Below are 17,986 nucleotides of genomic sequence, written 5' to 3' on the forward strand. Positions count from 1 at the left end.
CACTACGTGAGCAATGGGCTGTTGCGCAGGCGAATGCGATATATTGACCATTATCCTTGATTCTCTGGGGTGATATCGGGCATGAGCTGCGTAGGAGCTTGATCAGCGCAGGTTCCTCATCCCGGCGAATGAAGGTTTTTCGGAGTCGCCCGGGGTAACAATGTGCTCATGCCACACCCTGCCGCGACCTATCGACTCGGTATCGTGTCGACCTATCTGCCCCGCCAATGCGGTCTCGCGACCTACACCGCGGACCTGCGCGAGGCGCTGGGTGTCGCCACCGACGACCTGGAATCAGTCGTCGTGGCCATCGACCGTGACGGGCACACCTACGGCGACGAGGTCGTCGCCACCATCACCCAGGACCGCATCGAGGACTACTCCTCGGCGGCCCGCATGCTGCGCGAGGCCGGCGTCCAGGTCGTGCTGATCCAGCACGAGTACGGGATCTTCGGCGGGCCCGACGGCTCACACCTGCTCGAGCTCACCCGCGCGCTCAACGCGTGCGGCATCCCGTACCTGTTGACGCTGCACACCGTGCTCCCGCACCCGTCACCCGGCCAGGCCGCCACGCTGCGCGCCCTCTGCGCCCGCGCCGCCCGCGTCACGGTGTTCACCGAGACCGCGCGCCGGGTCGCGATCCGCACCGGCATCGCCGCCGGGCACCAGCTCGTCGTGGTGCCGCACGGCGCGCCGGACGCGATGCGCCGCCCGCCGGAGCCGTCCACGCTGCGGCCGGAGCTGCGCGAGCTGCTCGACAAGGTCCGGGACAAGCCGACGCTCACCACCTTCGGCCTGCTGGGCAAGGGCAAGGGCATCGACATCGCGATCGACTCCCTCGCCGAGGTGGTGGGCAAGCACCCCGACGTGCAGTACATCGTCGCCGGCACGACTCACCCCGAGATCAAGCGGCAGGAGGGTGAGACCTACCGCGACAGCCTGCACGAGCAGGTGCGGCGGCTCGGACTGACCGGCAACGTGCACTTCGTCGACGCCTTCCTGGCCCTCGACGAGCTCTCCGCGATCCTGCACGCGAGCACGCTGTTCGTCACGCCGTACCGCCAGCCCGAGCAGATCTGCTCGGGCGCCCTCACGTTCGCGCTGGGCGCGGGTCTGCCCGCGGTCTCGACGGCGTACTCCTACGCGGAGGACATGCTGGCCGGAGGGGCCGGTCGCGTGGTGCCGATCGGCGACGGGGCCGCCCTCGCCGCCGAGATCATCGACCTGCTCAGCGACGCCCGGGCGCTCGCCGCGGCCAAGACGGTCGCCGAGGCGTGCGCGTCCTGGCTGCCCTGGCCGGCGGTCGCGGCCCGCGAGGCGGATCTCGTCGCCGACGTCGTGCGCCAGGCCGAGGCGGCCACCGCGCGCCCGGGCCACGCGACCGCCGCCGCGCCGCCGCTCAACCTCGACCACCTGAGCCGGCTCACCGACGAGATCGGCATCATCCAGTTCGCCGGCGGCCCGATCCCCGACCCGTCCTCCGGCTACTGCGTCGACGACGTGGCGCGGCTGGCGATCGTGGCCGCGGACCTGCTCGCGGTCGGCGCGGAGGCGCGGCCGACCACGGCGGCGACGCGCTGGCTGCGGCAGTCGATCCGGTTCCTGACCGCGGCCTACGACCCCTCCGGGGCGATGCACAACGTGCTCAGCTACGGCGGCACCTGGCAGGACTGGCCGCACATGGGCGACCACGTCGGTCGTACGGTCTGGGCCCTGGGCGTGCTCGTGGGGACCCCGGCCGTCCCGGACGACATCCGGCGTCCGGCCGCGGCCCTGCTGGACGAGCTCGGCCCGCGCACCGAGGGGCTCGCCGGGCTGGGTCTGCGGGCGGCGGCGTACGCGCTGATCGGCCTCGCCCGCGCCGGCCGCACGGAACAGGCCGCCCCGCTGCTCTACCGGCTCGACGAGGCGCTGACGGAGACGTCGGCCGCCGACCCGTCCTGGCGCTGGTTCGAGCCCGAGCTCACCTACGACAACGCCCGCCTGCCCCAGGCCATGCTCCTGGGCGCGGCCCTGCTCGAGGACGACGCCGCGGCCGCCCGGGCCATCGCCGCCCTCGACTGGTACGTCCAGCACGTGGGCCTGGCCGACGGCACCCTGCGCTGCGTGGGCAACAAGTGGCACCAGCGGGACGAGCCCGCCGCGCACTGGGTGGCCGACGACGGCGACGAGCAGCCGCTCGACGCGGCCGCCGTGACCGAGGCGCTCGTGGACTCGTGGCAGCACACCGCCGACCCGCACCACGCGCGGCTGGCCGGCTGGGCCTTCGCCTGGTTCCTGGGCCGCAACCGGGCCGGGGCCCGGATGTACGTGGACGCGACCGGGGCCTGCCACGACGGTTTGTCTGCCACTGAGCCAAATGGGAACCAAGGGGCCGAGTCCACGCTAGCCTATTACCAAGCGCTTCTCAGCCTGCTCAGGGCCGGTTTGGCCGCGCTGCCGCATCCAGTGGCGGCTACGACCCCGGTCCCGACCTCCCTGCCGACGACCACGCTCTCCAAGCCCACCAACAAGGGCCGCGTGGTCGGGCGGGCATCGGCCGGCTTCAGCGCGACGGCCACACCGCCCCGCCTGCGCACCACGGAGGACCATTCCGATGCACTTTGACGCGGAGCTCTTCCATCGGGAAGCGAGCAACCCCCTGGTCACGGCCAGGGACTTCCCGTATCCGATCAACAGCGTCTTCAACCCGGGCGCCTGCATGCACAACGGCGACACGGTCCTGCTCTGCCGGGTCGAGGATCGCCGCGGCATCTCGCACCTGACCGTCGCCCGCAGCAAGGACGGGCGAACCGGGTGGACGGTCGAGGGCAAGCCGCTCATCGCCGACGACCCGACCGACGCCCACAGCTGCTGGGGCGTGGAGGACCCTCGGGTCACGTACGTCGAGGAGCTCGGCGGCTACGTGATCGCCTACACGGCGTACGGCCCGGGCGGCCCCTGCGTCGCGCTGGCCAGGACCGAGGACTTCCAGACGGTCGAGCCCCTCGGCATCGTGATGCCGCCCGAGGACAAGAACGCGTCGCTGCTCCCGCGGAGGATCGACGGCGACTACGTGCTGTTCCACCGCCCGGTCTCCGTCCTGTCCGCACGCGCCGACGTGTGGCTGTCCAAGTCCAAGGACCTGCGTTCGTGGACGACGCCCGAGCCGGTGATGCAGTCGCGCTCCGGCCCCTGGTGGGACGCCACCCGGATCGGCATGGGCCCGCCGCCGATCGAGACGCCGCACGGCTGGCTCGCGGTGTACCACGGCGTGAAGCAGATGGTCGCGACGTCGATCTACCGCGTCGGGCTGGTCATGCTCGACCTGGACGATCCGACCAAGGTCATCCGCCGTACCCCGAGCTGGCTGCTCGGCCCCGACGCGGACTACGAGCGCGTCGGGGACGTGCCGAACGTGGTCTTCCCGACCGGTCTCGTCCACGACGAGGCGCGCGACGAGCTGCGGCTGTACTACGGCGCGGCCGACCTCACCGTGGCGATGGCGAGCGCCAGGTACTCGGAGGTCGTCGACTACCTGGTCTCGCTGCCACCCGAAGACGAGTGACCCGAGGGGACCGCGCCCGCTACCTGGGCGCGGTCCCTTTCGCTACGGGCACCCGCACCAGGTTGCCCCACTCCGTCCACGACCCGTCGTAGTTACGCACGTGCTCGTAGCCGAGCAGGTGGGTGAGGACGAACCAGGTGTGGGACGAGCGCTCCCCGATGCGGCAGTACGCCACGATGTCGTCGTCCGGCCGCAGCCCGAGCTCGTCGGCGTAGATCGCGCGCAGCTCGTCGGCCGGCTTGAACGAGCCGTCGTCGCGGGTCGCCTGCTTCCACGGCTTGCTGAGCGCCCCCGGGATGTGGCCGCCCCGCAGCGCCCCTTCCTGCGGATAGTCCGGCATGTGGAGCAGTTCGCCGGTGTACTCCCCCGGCGACCGAACATCGACGAGCGGACGATCGGCCTTGATGTGCTCGAGCACGTCCTCGCGGAAGGCCCGAATCCGCAGGTCGTCCCGCTGCGTGACCGGGTAGTCGGTGGCCTCCCGCACGGGCACGTCCCGCGTCATCGCCCGCCCCTCGGCGACCCACTTGGACCGTCCGCCGTCGAGAATGCGCATGTCACGGTGCCCGAACAGCTCGAACACCCACAGCGCGTAGGTCGCCCACCAGTTGAAGTTGTCGCCGTAGAACACGATCGTGTCGTCGGCCTTGATCCCCTTGCGGCGGCAGAGCGCGGCGAAGTTCTCGGCGTCGAGGTAGTCGCGCGTGACCTGGTCGTTGAGCTCGGTGTGCCAGTCGACCTTGACCGCACCGGGGATGTGCCCGGTGTCGTAGAGCAACACGTCCTCGTCGGACTCGACCACGACGAGGCCTGGCTCTCCGAGATGTTCAGCCAGCCAGTCGGTGCTGACAACCCGCTCCGGGTGCGCGTACGCAGTCATTGTTCGATTGTCCCTCTTCCGGCGCCCCGCCGGGCTCGCCTTCAGCTCTGCGACCGAAGCCGCTCGACCACCCACGAGTGCAGCAGGGCCACCTGGTCGCGGCTCGCGGCACGCACGGCGGCGACGAGACCCAAGAAGAGCAGCGCCACGCCTGCGGCCACGCCGGCGACGACCGCGGGGGTGCCGGCGGCCTCGACGTGCCCCGTGACGAGCCGGTAGACCGCCGCGGCCGCACCGCCGACGAGCACGAGCAGCGTGGCGCCGAGCCACACCGAGCCGAAGAGCTGGGCGGGTCGGCTCCAGTCGACGTTGTAGTACAGCGCGCAGCCGGTCGGCGCCGCCCTCAGCCGGCCCCGCAGCGTGGTCGGCGACCAGATGCCGAGGCCGGCGTGCATCGCCACCAGATTGACGGTGTCGTGTCGCACGTTGCCCCGGACGACGCCGGCCGGCCCGAGGCTCGCCCCGGAACCCCGCGCGGCCCGGGGATGGACGCGCGCGGCCGGGTGGGTGCCGGCCGAGGCGACGGCGCCGCCGATGCGGTCCCGCCAGAGGGCCTCCGCCAGCTGCGAGCGGGCCGAGTTGTGCGTGCACACGAACACCACCCGCTCCGCGGGGTCCAGCGCCGGCGGTCGCCTTCCGAGCGGGCGCGGGTGACGAGGCCGGCGCCCAGTGAGGAAAGCTCAGCATCCATTGACTCAATGGTTGCTGAGTTACTTTGCGGGCGTCAAGTGGGGACAATCCGGCTAGGCAATTTGATCTTCAACCGGGGGGCGTTCTGATGGGGACCAGCTACGAAACCGTGCTCGTCGCGGCCGAGTTCGACGACGTCGTCGGAGTCGTCCGGGCGACCGGGCGGGCGGCGCTCGTGGTGCCGGTGGTTGCCGGGCGCGTCGCCGTCATCCCGCGTGAGGAGGAGTGGGGCGGGGCGCTGTTGAAGCCGATCGCGCTGCCCGTCAGCCAGGTGCTGCACTGTTCGGTGCTCACGTTCGAGGTGTTCGACTCCGACGTCGTGACCTGCCGGGTGTACGAGGACGGGCGGCCCACCCACCGGTACGTCTCCGAGCTCGAGATGATCGTCGAGTGGTTCGAGGACTCCGACGGGGAGTTCAAGGCTCGGCTCGACGGAGAGGTACTGCCGACGGATCAGCTGCCCAAGGGGCCGCTCGGGGCCGACGCCGCCGCGTTCGCGCCGTTCGCGGTCGGCGCCGCCGATCTCGGGGCGATCGATGCGGCGCTGCGTAACGTGGACGGCTCCGGCTTCGCCGAGGAGCAGCACGCGGCCATCCTCAGGGCGCTGGGGCTGCCCGTCGAGGCGCTCACCATCGCGTTCCGGCATGTGCGGCGCGACCAGTTCGCCGATGGGGTGGGCCTCAACCTGTAGGCGCCCGGCCCGACCGGATGCCGTGATCGTTAAGAGCATGGTGGGCTGGGTAACAGATCCGCATCGAGGTCGGGAGGTCTTGGCGATGACGATGCAGACGGTCCGGGATGTGATGACCACCAACGTGGTCTACCTGCCGAGCGAGACGACGCTCGCCGAGGCGGCACGGACCATGCGGGAGCAGGATATCGGCGATGTGGTCGTGGCCGATGGACCCGAGCTCAGCGGGCTGGTGACCGACCGGGACATCGTCGTGCGGGCCGTCGCCGAACGGTGCGACCCGGCGGCGACGACGATCGGGGAGATCCTCACCAAGGAGCTGGTCACCGTCCGGCCCGAGGACTCGATCCACTCCGCGGCGCTGCTCATGCGCGACCAGGCCGTGCGCCGCGTGCTGGTCTGCGACGACAACAACGGGCTGGTCGGGATCGTGTCGATCGGGGATCTGGCTGAGGAGATCGACCCCGATTCGGTCCTCGGTGGCATCAGTAAGGCCCAACCCAACAACTGAAGGTCCGCCCGGTGCGCGCGCCTCGATCAGTCACTGTCGAGGCGCGCGTGCACGTGCATGTCGTGCCAGCCGTCGAGGTGCCGCAGCGCCTTACGCTGCACGCCCTCGGCCGCGAAGCCGGCCACGGTCGCGACCCGGCACGACGCGGTGTTCTCCACGGAGTGCCGGACCTCCAGGCGGTGCAGGCCCAGCGTGCCGAAGACCCAGCCCGCCAGCGCCCCGAGCGCCCGCGGGGCGATGCGGCGGCCGCGGAAGGCGGGCAGCACCCAGTACGACACCTCGGCCTGGCCGTCGACCAGTTGCAGGGCGCGGAGCGAGATCTGCCCCGCCACCTCGTCGCCGTCCGTCGTGATCGCCCAGCCGGCCCGGGTCTCGGTGCTCCAGCGCTCCGGCCACGCCGCGACCCACGCGGCCGCCTCGTCGTCGTCCATCGCGCGGCAGTGCCAGCGCTGGATGGCCGGATCGGAATACGCCGCGAGGACCGCGGGCTGGTCGGCGAGCCGCCACGGGCGAAGCGTCAGGCCCTCGGCCGGTAGGACGGGCTGGGTGAGGGCGGCGAGGCTTCCGGGCTTCAGCACATCGGCGACGAGGGTCGGCACAGCGGTACGTTAGCAAGGTGGAGATGCCTGGCAAGCTGGCCGCGATCGTGGAGGAGTTCGCCTCCGCGCCGCGGGACGTGGTGCTCGAGATGCTGCTGGAGTTCTCGGACGCCGTCCCGCCGCTCCCGCCTGAGCTCGCGGAGCACGCCGGCATGGAGCAGGTGCCGGAGTGCCAGACGCCCTTCTTCCTGAAGGCCGACGTCACCGAGCAGAAGACCGTTCAGCTGTACTTCGACTGCCCACCCGAGGCCCCGACCACCCGCGCCTTCGCCGGCATCCTGGCCGAGGGGCTCGAGGGCGCGACGGCCGACGAGGTGCTGGCCGTGCCGGCCGACCTCTACCAGCGGATGGGCCTGGCCAACGCGATCAGCCCGCTGCGGGTGCGGGGCGGCACGGCGATCCTGCAGCGACTCAAGCGCCAGGTCTCAGAGCGCCAGGCCGTCCACGACGGTGGCGCCGGGGATTGAGGCCAGCACGGCGCCGGGCAGCACGATCTTGCTCCCCCGGATGCCGCTGCCGATCACGGCGGCGTCGACGGACTGGACCCGCGCGTCGATGTACACCGGCCAGTCGGCGGGCAGACCGATCGGGGTGATGCCGCCGTACTCCATCCCGCTGAGCCCCACCGCGTCGTCCATGGGCGCGAAGCTGGCCTTGCGGGTGCCCAGCAGCCGCCGGACCGCCCCGTTCACGTCGGCGCGGGTGGTCGCCAGGATGACGCAGGCCGCGTAGATGCCGGCCGGCTTGCCGACGACGATCACGCAGTTCGCGGATTGTTCGAGGGTGACGTCGTACGCCTCGCAGAAGGCCGCGGTGTCGGCGAGCCCGGGATCGATCGGCGCGACCTGAACCCGGCCGGCGTCCGGCAGCGCCTTCAGCGCGGTGTGCACGGGCGGGGCGAGCAGCGCGGGCGCGTCGAGCGCCGGCGAGAGTTCCAAGTTCAAGTTCAGCGTCCGTCGTCGAGTGCGAGGGCCTTCATGAAGATGTCCCCGATCTTAGACGGGTCGGAGGCGATGAAGACCGCGCCGCCCGTGGCGTCGACGATGCGCTGCATCTCGGCCTGGTTCACCTCGGAGCCGACGCCGATGATGATGATCTGCACCGGCTGGTCCTTCTTCTCCGCCTTGTTCAGCGAGCCGACCAGCCCGTCGAGCGACTGCCCGCTCGGGTCGTTGTTGCGGCCGCCGGTCACCACGACGACCGAGTTGCCGCGCCCGGGGTCCCAGCCCTGCTGCACCGTCTGGTAGGCGGCGAGGATGGTGTCGTACAGCCCGCTCCCGCCCTTGGGGTTGGGCTTGAGGCCCCCGAGCGCGCCCCGTAACTGGTCGCGCTGGGTCGTCAGCGGGCCGATCGGCACGAGTTCCTGATAGTCGTGACTGCCCGCCATGGCCGTGGAGAAGCACCACAGCCCGACGGCCCACGAGTCGGGGAACAGGTCCAGGCCCCCCTGCGCCGCCTGGACCGCGACCTCCCCCTTGGTGAGCCCGCCGGCCGTGGGCACCGGCGTCTTCATGGCGGCCGAGACGTCCACGACGGCGAGCATGCGCGACGGCCGCGTGATCTCGGTCCACATCTGCAGGGCCTTGGAGATCACGTTGGCGTCGGGCACCGGGGTGACCTGGCCGCCGGGCGGCGCGCTCGGGCTCAGCGTCATGCCGGTGCCGACCGTGCCGTCGTTGGCGCGCAGCTGGTGCTGGGCCAGCAGGTTGCGGAACGAGGCGCCGGAGAGCTGCTGGCGGAACGCCTCCGCCGCGGCCTCGCGATCCGGGGCCAGCCGGGGCATCGCCGCGTACGGGAAGTCCAGGGCGATGGGGGCCGGGTCGGGGTACACCGCCACGAGCGGCACGGCCGGTCCGGCGGCGTTGTAGGCGTGCAACGCCTGCTCGGACAGCGGCGCGAGGGTCACCGCGGTGGACAGGGTCCGGGGGTCGGCGTCGCGCGGGAAGCGCCCGATGAGGCCGGACTGCTGCTCGGTCTTGCCCGACATCAGCGACTTCACGGCGCCGACGGTCAGCGAGTCGCCCTCGGGGCCGAACTGGTCGCGCACCGAGGCCATCGCGACCAGGGTCGACACGCCGACCGAGTCGCGCTGGGGGTCCACGATGCCCGGCACGACCTGGCTGTTGCCGACGATCTGCTCGAGCACCTGCTTCCAGGTGACCTTGTTCTCGACCCAGCCGAGCTGCTTCGCGGTGGGCTCGGGCACGGCCAGCACGATGGGGCTGCGGGCCAGGGAGGGCGACGCGAGGGTCACGAGATCCTCGCGGGCCGCGCGCATGCGCTGGATCCAGATCGACGAGTCGGGGATCCAGACCTGCGGCACCTGCGTCTTACCGTCGGCCTGGCCGACGCCGGGCACGGTCGCACCGCTCTCGCCGGCGATCGCCGCGGCGACCTCACCGGAGGCGACCGAGACCACGTCGACCGCGACGCACTCGTCGTTGACCCGTGGGTTGGTCTTCACCCACCGGCCCGCGACGTCCTTGATGACCGGCGCGATCTCCGGGCTGGCGGCGATGGACAGGCGCACCGTCCCCGCGCAGCCCGACGTCGACATGGTGCGGTACCCGCCGTAGACGGCACCGATGGCGACGAGGGGAAGGATCATGCCGGCCGCGAGGGCTACGAACCCGTTGCTCCTCAGGTCCGTTGCCCGATGCCGTCCTCTCACAGCTACCAATATTCCCTAGACAAGCGCTTCTCGGGTCACGCGTTCGGCCAATCGTGAAGGTGTTTCGCGGGCGCCAAATACACTGTGCTTTTGTGCGATTACTTTGGGTTCGAAACCCTTTGAGTTTGCTTTAGAGAGCCTTAGTAAGCGCGGCGACCAAATTCCGCCGACGTTCGTTGCCGCCGTCCGGCCGCCAGGTGCAGGCGACGTCGAGCCCGGCCACGCGCCCGGTCGCCACGAGGTCGCGCACGGCGTCCAGGAGCTCGCCGGCGGAGGGCCCGCCATCGACCGGATACATCAACCCCGGGAGTTCCACCGGATCCACGACGTCGAGATCGACGTGAACGAGAAACTTACCGTCCGGGGGTCGAATTGCATTGATGTCGTACCGCATGAGACTAGCGCCGGCGAGATATTCGACCTCCGCGGGATCGAGATCCCGCGCGTCGACGAGCACCGCCCGCTCCTCGGGCACGGCCCGCAGCCCGAGCCGCCCGGCGATGAGTTCGGGACGATACCCGACGAGCAGGCGCAAAGGCATTCCGCCGATGTACCCCGACGTCGACGTCTCCAGCGTCTGCACGTCCCCGTGCGCGTCGAACCACACCACCCCGACGTCCTCGCCGGCGCGCTGGAGCCCGGCCACGGCCGCGAGCGAGACGGTGCAGTCGCCCGAGAGCACGATCGGCGGCCGCTCGGCCCGGGCGACCTCGTCGGCGACCCGCTCGTAGAGCGCCGCGAGCCGCGTCCAGATGTCCCCGTCCGGCAGCTCCGCGGTCACCACGGTGTCGAGCGCGGCCGGAAGGTCGGCCTCGAGCCCGGCGAGGCGCTCGTCGAGGTGGTACGGGACGAGAATCATGCGTTGACCCTAGCCAGGTGAGGACGATTCATCCACAGCGCCGACACGCGCCACCCGGCCGCGTGCAAGAACGCCCTGAGCTGCCTCTTTCACCGCTCCGGGGCCGTCTTGTGCACAGCTTTATCCACATGTGCACAGGCTTCGTCCACAGGCCGGCCTCGCCCTTCGTGTCATGAAGGGTGTGGTGTGCGGCAAAGTCGCTTTCCCACGTACTTGGCCCCTGACAGGATGCCAACGGGGCAGATGACGGGGAGGAGCAGAGGGTGGCGCGGTGGTCGAGTTTCGTGGCGGTGGGCGACAGTTTCACCGAAGGCCTTGACGATCCCCAGCCCGACGGGCGCGGCTACCGAGGATGGGCCGACCTGGTCGCCGGTGTGCTGGCGGCGTCGAGCCCCGAGTTCCGGTACGCCAACTTGGCCGTCCGGGGCCGCCTGTTCGACAACATCGTGGCGGAGCAGGTGCCGCTCGCGGTCGCCATGAAGCCGGACCTGATCAGCTTCGCCGGCGGGGGCAACGACGCCTTGCGGCGAAACTGGGAGTACGACGGCATCGTCGCCCGCTTCGACCGGACCATCGAGAAGCTGCGAGCCACCGGCGCGGACGTGGTGATGTTCCGCTGGGCGGACATGACGGGCCGCATGCCGGGCGGCAAGATGCTCCGCCCCCGGGTCGACCTGTTCAACAACGCCATCGAGTCGGTGGGCGTGAAGTACGGCGCCCACGTGATCTCGCTGTGGGACGACCTGGAGTTCGCCAACCCCCGCCTGTGGGGCATCGATCGCCTGCACCTCTCGCCCGCGGGCCACCGCCGAGTGGCCGCCCACGTCCTGACGAAGCTCAACGTGCCATGCGACCCGGACTGGCTGGCGGCCCCGCCGCCGCCCGAAGAACTGTCGTGGATGTCGCGCAAGGCGGCCGACGCCAAGTGGGCGACGCAGCACCTGGCCCCGTGGGTGAAACGCCGCCTGACGGGCAAGTCCTCGGGCGACAGGGTGACCGCGAAGCGCCCGGAGCTCGCCCCCCTCTCCGACTGACCCCTTTTTTGACGGGGCTCCTTTTTCTTGACGGGTCACCCGATGACGGGCTGCGGCGTTCGATCAGCATCACGTCGCGCCACGGCCGACTCCCTGGCCTCGGGCGTCGGTGTGGACGTACACGGAGTGTTCGACCACGCCCGCGCCGGAAGGCGAGGCGGGTCACCGAGGAGGTCCCCGCCACCACGACCCGGCTGACAGAGGCGGGCCTGATCACGCTGGAGGAGAACGACACCGTCATCAAGGGCGACGCCGACCAACTGGTAAAGGACGCGGACACCGAGTGCTGCGCGGACGGCAGTCTTCAAGGCCGAGGAAATGACGTGGCCGCATGAAAGAGAGCGGCACATGACAAGCTGGAACGCCAACGGATGACACCGCGACCACGCACAACACGAACTCAAGGGTCCACAGCGCGAGACGTCGATTGGACCGACAACCCGAAGGATCATCCACGACCGCAAGATGACGATTCACAACTGGAAGCGAAGCGACCCAGTGGGATGCGAAGCGACCATGGGGGGTGCGGGGTGGGAACCCCCCGCCTCGAGCGAGCGAAGCGAGCGGGAAGGATCCACCGTCGCAACGGCGAACAGGGCGCAGCCCTGTGAGCAGGGTGCGCCCATCGACGGTGGAAGCGAGGGGACTCGAACCCCTAACCCCCGCCTTGCAAAGGCGGTGCTCTGCCAGTTGAGCTACGCCCCCGCTCGGGCTGGGCTACAGACTAGCGCAGGTCCGGGGCAGTCGTCGCCTCGTGCCAAAGGGCGCGCTCTTCGCTCGCGGCCTTGACGCGCTTCGCGACATAGGCGGCGGCCCCGACAACGGCAACCACCAGCAGCACCTTTTTCCACATGTGGGGCTAGCTGGAATCGAACCAGCGACCTCAGAGTTATCAGCTCTGCGCTCTAACCGACTGAGCTATAGCCCCATCAACACACCCTCGGGAAGACCTCCCCGAAGCGGTGCGAACAGAAGGTTACCGTACCCCACGCGCCCGCCCCAAACCGGTTCCCCCCCTGGCGCGGCGCGCCGGGACCAGGGGGGAGAAAACCGCAGGTCAGTCCTTCTCGGCGAGCGTGAGCTCGATGCCGCCGACGAGGTCGGCGCACACGTTGTAGATGAACGAGCCCAGGGTGGCCAGGGCGGTGAACAGGACCACGTTCACGACGCCCAGGAGGGCGGCGCCGCCGATGACGCCCTTCGCGGTGATGCGGAAGGTGCTGTCGGCCGAGCCGCCGGTCGAGCTGACCAGGTCGGCGAGGAGCTTGTTGATGCTCTTGAAGACGTCCATCGCGTCCAGGGCCAGGTACAGCACCGAGGTCGCGACGATCAGGACGACGAAGAGGACGAAGCTCACGGCGAAGGCGAACTTCATCACCGACCACGGGTCGATGCGCTTGAGGTGCAGCCGGGCCCGCCGTGGGCCGCGGCCCACGGCGGAGCTGACCGTCTTGCGAGCCGCTCGGACGGCCTCGGTGACGCGGGCCGAGCCGCTGACCGCGGGGGTCGGCGTGTTGATGGCCTGGGTCGCGGCCGCGGCCGGCGTGCGCACGGCGGCGCGGGCGATGGCCGAGACGCTGGCCGTGCCCGTGGCGGTCGTGCCCATGCCCGAGCCCGGGAACGAGACCGGTTGCGTCGAGCCGCCGGCGCTGGCCGGCGACTGGATCGGCACCGTCAGGGAGTCGGGCGGCGGCGCCATGCCCGGGGCACGCGTGAACTTCGGCGTGCCCCCGCTCGTCGTCTCGCCGGACGTGCCGGCCCCGTTGACGGAGCCAGGCTCCCCACCGGCGGCAGGCGCCCCCGAGTCAGATCCCGTCATGGCAGCCTCTCCGGCCTTCTTGGCCTCATCGGTTGCCGAGGCGGTCCCCGACTTCGCCTGAGTGTCTGTCATCAACTAGTCCTGTTCGTCGGGCTCATCGGCGTTGCGGGCGATCGCGACGATGGTTACACCTTCGGGAAGGTCCATGAGCTTGACCCCCATTGTGTTCCGATCCCTCGTACGCCGTACAGGCTTCACGGGAGTCCGGATCACGCCACCATTTGAGGTGATGGCGAACAACTCGTCATCCGGGCTTATAACCACAGCGCCGACGAGACCACCGCGCCGCGACGTGATTTTAGCGGTGAGGACGCCCTTGCCGCCGCGCCCTTGCACCGGATACTCCTCGATGGGAGTCCGCTTGGCAAAACCACCATCGGTGGCCACCAGAACGTCCAGGTCCATCCCCTCGCGGACCACTTCCATGGCGAGCAGCTCGTCACCGTCGGTGAAACGCATCCCGATCACGCCCGACGTGGCCCGCCCCATCGGGCGCAGCGTGTCGTCGTTGGCCGTGAACCGGATCGCCTGGGCCTGCTTGCTGACCAGCAGCAGATCGTCCTCCGGGCCGAGCAGCGCGGCGCCCACCAGCTCGTCGTCCTCGCGCAGGTTGATGCCGATGATGCCGCCCGAGCGGTTGGAGTCGAACTCCTCCAGCTTGGTCTTCTTCACCAGGCCATCCTTCGTCGCGAGGACGAGATACGGCGCCACCTGGTAATTCGGGATCTCAATCACCTGCGCGATGTGCTCTTCGGGTTGGAAGGCCAGCAGATTGGCGACGTGCTGACCCTTCGCCGCCCGGCTCGCCTCGGGCAGCTCGTAGGCCTTTGCCCGGTAGACCCGACCTTTATTCGTAAAGAACAACATCCAGTCGTGCGTGGAGCACACGAAGAAGTGGCTGACGATGTCGTCCTGCCTCAGTGTCGCACCCGAGACTCCCTTGCCGCCGCGCTTCTGCGAGCGGTACAGGTCGACCTTGGTGCGCTTCGCGTAGCCGGTCCGCGTGATCGTCACCACAACGTCCTCCCGGACGATGAGGTCCTCCATGGAGACCTCGCCGTCGAAGGGGATGACCTGGGTGCGGCGCTCGTCGCCGCGGCGGGCGACGATCTCGGCGAGTTCCTCCGAGATGATCTGACGCACCCGCTCGGGCTTGGCCAGAATGTCCTTGTAGTCCGCGATCTCGATCTCGATCTTCGCCAACTCGTCGAAGATGCGCTGGCGCTCCAACGCGGCGAGCCGGCGCAGCTGCATGTCGAGGATCGCGGTGGCCTGGATGTCGTCGATGTCCAGGAGGTTCATCAGGCCGTTCTTGGACTCCTCGGCGCTCGGCGACCGCCGGATGAGGGCGATCACCTCGTCGAGCATGTCGAGGGCCTTGACCAGGCCGCGCAGGATGTGTGCGCGCTCCTCGGCCTTGCGCAGCCGGTAGCGGGTGCGCCGCTCGATGACGTCGACCTGGTGGGCGACGTAGTAGCGCACGAACTGGGCGAGGTTGAGCGTGCGGGGCACGCCGTCGACCAGCGCCAGCATGTTGGCGCCGAACGTCTCCTGCAGCTGTGTGTGCTTGTAGAGGTTGTTGAGCACCACCTTGGCGACCGCGTCGCGCTTGAGCACGATCACCAGGCGCATGCCGGTGCGGCCGGAGGACTCCTCGCGGATGTCGGCGATGCCGGCGAGCTTGCCCTCCTTCACCAGGTCGGCGATGCGCTCGGCGAGGTTGTCGGGGTTGACCGCGTAGGGCAGCTCGGTCACCACGAGGATGGTCCGGCCGCGGGGGTCCTCCTCGACCTCGACGACCGCGCGCATGCGGATCGAACCGCGGCCGGTGCGGTACGCGTCGATGATGCCCGCGGTACCGACGATGAGGCCCTTGGTGGGGAAGTCCGGGCCCTTGACGATGCCGATCAGCTCGTCGAGGGTCTCGGCCTCGTCCGCATTGGGGTTGTCGAGGCACCACTGCACGGCCGCGGCGATCTCGCGCAGGTTGTGCGGCGGGATGTTGGTGGCCATGCCGACCGCGATGCCCGTGCTGCCGTTGACCAGCAGGTTGGGGATGCGCGACGGCAGGATGGTGGGCTCCTGGGCCCGGCCGTCGTAGTTGGGGACGAAGTCGACGGTCTCCTCGTCGATGTCCCGCAGCATCTCCATGGCCAGCGGGTCGAGGCGGGCCTCCGTGTACCGCATGGCCGCGGCGGGGTCGTTGCCCGGCGAACCGAAGTTGCCATTGCCGTCGATCAGCGGGTAGCGCAGCGACCAGCCCTGGGCCATGCGGACCAGCGCGTCGTAGATCGAGGCGTCGCCGTGCGGGTGGTAGTTGCCCATCACGTCGCCGACGACGCGGGCGCACTTGACGTAGCCGCGGTCCGGGCGGTAGCCGCCGTCGAACATCGCGTAGAGGATCTTGCGGTGTACCGGCTTGAGGCCGTCGCGCACGTCGGGCAGGGCTCGCCCGACGATGACGCTCATCGCGTAGTCGAGGTACGAACGCTGCATCTCGACTTCGATGCCGACCGGCTCGATACGGCTGGCGACCGCAGACCCACCCTCGGCCGGAGTCTCTTCCGGGTTCTCAGGGGTGGAAGTCGGTTCCGTCACGCTGTCTATTCCTTCTCTCTAGCCGGCCGGGATCAGATGTCGAGGAACCGGACGTCCTTGGCGTTTCGCTGAATGAACGAGCGGCGCGCTTCCACGTCTTCGCCCATGAGGACGCTGAAGAGCTCGTCCGCGGTTGCAGCGTCGTCCAAGGTCACCTGGCGGAGCATCCGGGTCTCGGGGTTCATCGTGGTCTCCCACAGCTCCGGGTAGTTCATCTCGCCCAGACCCTTGAACCGCTGGATGTCATCCGGCTTCGCGTTGGGCTTGGTGCGCTGCCGCAGCTCGATCAGCCCGTCGCGTTCCCGGTCGGTGTACGCGTACTGCGCGTCGTCACCCTTCTTGTTCCACTTGATCTTGTACAGCGGGGGCGCCGCGAGATACACGTGCCCGAGCTCGATCAGCGGCCGCATGAACCGGAACACCAGCGTCAGCAGCAGAGTCTGGATGTGCTGGCCGTCGACGTCGGCGTCGGCCATGAGGATCAGCTTGTGGTAGCGCAGCTTCTCGATGTCGAACTCGTCGTGGATGCCGGTGCCCAGGGCCGTGATGAGCGCCTGGACCTCGTTGTTCTTCAGCACGCGGTCGATGCGCGCCTTCTCCACGTTGAGGATCTTGCCGCGGATCGGCAGGATCGCCTGGACCCGCGGGTCGCGGCCCTGCTTGGCCGAGCCGCCGGCCGAGTCGCCCTCGACGATGAACAGCTCGCACAGGCGCGGGTCGTTGGACTGGCAGTCGGCCAGCTTGCCCGGCATCGAGCCGGACTCGAGCAGCGACTTGCGCCGGGCCAGCTTGCGCGCCTGGGACGCGGCGATGCGCGCCCGGGCGGCCTGCGAGGCCTTGGTGATGATGGTCTTGACCTCGGCCGGGTTGCGATCGAACCAGTCGACCAGCCACTCGTTGCACACCTTCTGCACGAAGCTGCGTGCCTCGGTGTTGCCGAGCTTGGTCTTGGTCTGGCCTTCGAACTGCGGGTTGGCCAGCTTCACCGAGATGATCGCGGCGAGGCCCTCGCGGATGTCCTCACCGGTGAGCTTCTCGTCGCCCTTGAGGAACTTCTTGTCCGCACCGTACTTGTTCACCACCGACGTCAGCGCACTGCGGAAGCCCTCCTCGTGGGTGCCGCCCTCGTGCGTGTTGATGGTGTTGGCGAACGTGTAGACGCTCTCCCCGTACGACTCGTTCCACTGCATGGCGATCTCGACCGCGATGCCCTCGCCCTCGGCGCCGAACTCGACGACGGTGCGGTGGATCGGGGTCTTGGTCGCGTTGAGGTGCCGCACGAAGTCGGCGATGCCGCCCTCGTAGCAGAAGACGACCTCCCGCTTCTCCTCCGGCGTGTCCGGGCGCTCGTCCCGCAGCTCGATCCGAAGGCCGCGATTGAGGAAGGCGTACTCCTGGATGCGCCGGTACAGCGTCTCGTAGACGAACGTGGTCGTCTCGAAGATCGTCGGGTCGGGCCAGAAGGTGACGCTGGTCCCGGTGCGGTCGGTCTCCTCGCCCTTCTGCAGCGGTTCCGGCTTGGAGTTGTTGTACCGCTGGCGCCAGACGTACCCGTCCTTGTGGATCTCCAGGTCGATGCGCGTCGAGAGCGCGTTGACGACCGAGATGCCGACGCCGTGCAGACCACCGGAGACCGCGTAGGCCTGGCCGTCGAACTTGCCGCCGGCGTGCAGCACGGTCAGCACGACCTCGACCGTGGGCCGCTTCTCCTTGGGGTGCATGTCGACCGGGATGCCGCGGCCGTTGTCCACGACGCGCACGCCTCCGTCGGCGCGCAGCGTGACCTCGATCGTGTCGCAGAAGCCGGCCAGCGCCTCGTCGACGGCGTTGTCCACGACCTCCCACACCAGGTGGTGCAGGCCGCGCTCGCCGGTCGAGCCGATGTACATGCCTGGCCGCTTGCGGACCGCCTCGAGCCCCTCGAGGACGGTGATCGAAGAGGAGTCGTAGGACTGTTCGGGCTTGTTTGCTGCCACCCTCGGTCGCTTTCTCGCACTGGCCGGCCGCGCTGGTGGGCGCCCCGGGTCGCGTGCGGAGTCGGTGCGTGTGCGGTGACGGGAGAAGGCACGCTGGTAGCCGACGCTCCT

Annotated in this window: 16 protein-coding genes and 2 tRNA genes; 6 read left to right on the plus strand and 12 right to left on the minus strand. The window is 69.6% G+C overall.

Annotated elements, in window-relative coordinates:
- Positions 1-204 precede the first annotated feature (204 nt).
- Positions 205-2,607, plus strand: a complete 2,403-nt coding sequence (locus AC6JBM_RS43785) for a glycosyltransferase (protein ID WP_497979621.1) — start codon at positions 205-207, stop codon at positions 2,605-2,607.
- Positions 2,597-3,547, plus strand: coding sequence for a glycoside hydrolase family 130 protein (locus AC6JBM_RS43790; RefSeq protein WP_497979622.1), 951 nt, complete (start codon positions 2,597-2,599; stop codon positions 3,545-3,547). Before AC6JBM_RS43785 ends, AC6JBM_RS43790 begins: the two co-directional genes overlap by 11 nt.
- 19 nt (positions 3,548-3,566) lie before the next feature.
- Here AC6JBM_RS43790 and AC6JBM_RS43795 read toward each other — a convergent pair whose 3' ends face one another.
- Complete coding sequence (locus AC6JBM_RS43795; protein WP_497979623.1) at positions 3,567-4,427, minus strand: sulfurtransferase; 861 nt, start codon at positions 4,425-4,427, stop codon at positions 3,567-3,569.
- Positions 4,428-4,468: 41 nt separating this feature from the next.
- Positions 4,469-5,026, minus strand: a complete 558-nt coding sequence (locus AC6JBM_RS43800) for an arsenate-mycothiol transferase ArsC (protein ID WP_497979624.1) — start codon at positions 5,024-5,026, stop codon at positions 4,469-4,471.
- A gap of 179 nt (positions 5,027-5,205) precedes the next feature.
- Between AC6JBM_RS43800 and AC6JBM_RS43805 the strand changes: the two genes are divergently transcribed.
- A complete protein-coding gene (locus AC6JBM_RS43805; protein WP_497979625.1) occupies positions 5,206-5,808 on the plus strand; it encodes a hypothetical protein in 603 nt (200 codons plus the stop codon).
- An 85-nt stretch (positions 5,809-5,893) separates the two neighbouring features.
- Positions 5,894-6,319 carry a CBS domain-containing protein gene (locus AC6JBM_RS43810; protein ID WP_433212504.1) on the plus strand — a complete coding sequence of 142 codons (426 nt, stop codon included), beginning with the start codon at positions 5,894-5,896 and terminating at the stop codon, positions 6,317-6,319.
- A 26-nt stretch (positions 6,320-6,345) separates the two neighbouring features.
- Here the strand turns inward: AC6JBM_RS43810 and AC6JBM_RS43815 are convergent, their stop codons facing one another.
- Positions 6,346-6,918, minus strand: coding sequence for a GNAT family N-acetyltransferase (locus AC6JBM_RS43815; RefSeq protein WP_497979626.1), 573 nt, complete (start codon positions 6,916-6,918; stop codon positions 6,346-6,348).
- A gap of 23 nt (positions 6,919-6,941) precedes the next feature.
- Here AC6JBM_RS43815 and AC6JBM_RS43820 point away from each other — a divergent pair, with 23 nt between their 5' ends.
- A complete protein-coding gene (locus tag AC6JBM_RS43820) occupies positions 6,942-7,385 on the plus strand; it encodes a SufE family protein (RefSeq protein ID WP_497986674.1) in 444 nt (147 codons plus the stop codon).
- On the opposite strand, the gene AC6JBM_RS43825 is transcribed toward AC6JBM_RS43820, so the two are convergent.
- From AC6JBM_RS43825 to AC6JBM_RS43835, 3 genes are all read right to left on the minus strand, one after another.
- Complete coding sequence (locus AC6JBM_RS43825) at positions 7,344-7,862, minus strand: YbaK/EbsC family protein (protein WP_497979627.1); 519 nt, start codon at positions 7,860-7,862, stop codon at positions 7,344-7,346. The two genes, AC6JBM_RS43820 and AC6JBM_RS43825, sit on opposite strands and share 42 nt — an antisense overlap.
- Positions 7,863-7,864: 2 nt before the next feature.
- The gene (locus AC6JBM_RS43830) at positions 7,865-9,526 is read right to left on the minus strand and encodes a substrate-binding domain-containing protein (RefSeq protein ID WP_497979628.1); all 1,662 of its coding nucleotides are present in this window, start codon (positions 9,524-9,526) and stop codon (positions 7,865-7,867) included.
- Between the two features lie 193 nt (positions 9,527-9,719).
- Positions 9,720-10,448, minus strand: a complete 729-nt coding sequence (locus AC6JBM_RS43835) for an arginase family protein (protein WP_497979629.1) — start codon at positions 10,446-10,448, stop codon at positions 9,720-9,722.
- Positions 10,449-10,738: 290 nt separating this feature from the next.
- On the opposite strand from AC6JBM_RS43835, the gene AC6JBM_RS43840 reads away from it, so the two are divergent.
- Positions 10,739-11,482 (plus strand): SGNH/GDSL hydrolase family protein, encoded by a 744-nt coding sequence (locus AC6JBM_RS43840; protein WP_497979630.1) that lies wholly within the window; start codon positions 10,739-10,741, stop codon positions 11,480-11,482.
- A gap of 632 nt (positions 11,483-12,114) precedes the next feature.
- Here AC6JBM_RS43840 and AC6JBM_RS43845 read toward each other — a convergent pair.
- The 6 genes from AC6JBM_RS43845 to gyrB all read right to left on the minus strand — a co-directional run bounded on the left by AC6JBM_RS43845 (position 12,115) and on the right by gyrB (position 17,875).
- A tRNA-Ala gene (locus tag AC6JBM_RS43845) sits at positions 12,115-12,187 on the minus strand.
- Positions 12,188-12,206: 19 nt separating this feature from the next.
- The gene (locus AC6JBM_RS43850; RefSeq protein WP_345120593.1) at positions 12,207-12,335 is read right to left on the minus strand and encodes a DLW-39 family protein; all 129 of its coding nucleotides are present in this window, start codon (positions 12,333-12,335) and stop codon (positions 12,207-12,209) included.
- A 1-nt stretch (position 12,336) separates the two neighbouring features.
- A tRNA-Ile gene (locus AC6JBM_RS43855) sits at positions 12,337-12,410 on the minus strand.
- A 129-nt stretch (positions 12,411-12,539) separates the two neighbouring features.
- Complete coding sequence (locus tag AC6JBM_RS43860) at positions 12,540-13,373, minus strand: DUF3566 domain-containing protein (protein WP_497979631.1); 834 nt, start codon at positions 13,371-13,373, stop codon at positions 12,540-12,542.
- 3 nt (positions 13,374-13,376) lie between these two features.
- Positions 13,377-15,899 carry a DNA gyrase subunit A gene (gene gyrA, locus AC6JBM_RS43865; RefSeq protein ID WP_497979632.1) on the minus strand — a complete coding sequence of 841 codons (2,523 nt, stop codon included), beginning with the start codon at positions 15,897-15,899 and terminating at the stop codon, positions 13,377-13,379.
- 32 nt (positions 15,900-15,931) lie between these two features.
- A complete protein-coding gene (gyrB, locus tag AC6JBM_RS43870) occupies positions 15,932-17,875 on the minus strand; it encodes a DNA topoisomerase (ATP-hydrolyzing) subunit B (protein WP_497979633.1) in 1,944 nt (647 codons plus the stop codon).
- Between the last annotated feature and the right edge of the window lie 111 nt (positions 17,876-17,986).

The sequence above is a fragment of the Dactylosporangium thailandense genome, assembly GCF_059739745.1.

Bases quoted from the DNA above. Each gene is read 5' to 3' on its own strand.
- AC6JBM_RS43790 (WP_497979622.1), top strand. From the start codon at position 2,597: ATGCACTTTGACGCGGAGCTCTTCCATCGGGAAGCGAGCAACCCCCTG.
- AC6JBM_RS43795 (WP_497979623.1), bottom strand. From the start codon at position 4,427: ATGACTGCGTACGCGCACCCGGAGCGGGTTGTCAGCACCGACTGGCTG.
- AC6JBM_RS43805 (WP_497979625.1), top strand. From the start codon at position 5,206: ATGGGGACCAGCTACGAAACCGTGCTCGTCGCGGCCGAGTTCGACGAC.
- AC6JBM_RS43810 (WP_433212504.1), top strand. From the start codon at position 5,894: ATGACGATGCAGACGGTCCGGGATGTGATGACCACCAACGTGGTCTAC.
- AC6JBM_RS43820 (WP_497986674.1), top strand. From the start codon at position 6,942: ATGCCTGGCAAGCTGGCCGCGATCGTGGAGGAGTTCGCCTCCGCGCCG.
- AC6JBM_RS43830 (WP_497979628.1), bottom strand. From the start codon at position 9,526: ATGATCCTTCCCCTCGTCGCCATCGGTGCCGTCTACGGCGGGTACCGC.
- AC6JBM_RS43835 (WP_497979629.1), bottom strand. From the start codon at position 10,448: ATGATTCTCGTCCCGTACCACCTCGACGAGCGCCTCGCCGGGCTCGAG.
- AC6JBM_RS43850 (WP_345120593.1), bottom strand. From the start codon at position 12,335: ATGTGGAAAAAGGTGCTGCTGGTGGTTGCCGTTGTCGGGGCCGCCGCC.
- AC6JBM_RS43860 (WP_497979631.1), bottom strand. From the start codon at position 13,373: ATGACAGACACTCAGGCGAAGTCGGGGACCGCCTCGGCAACCGATGAG.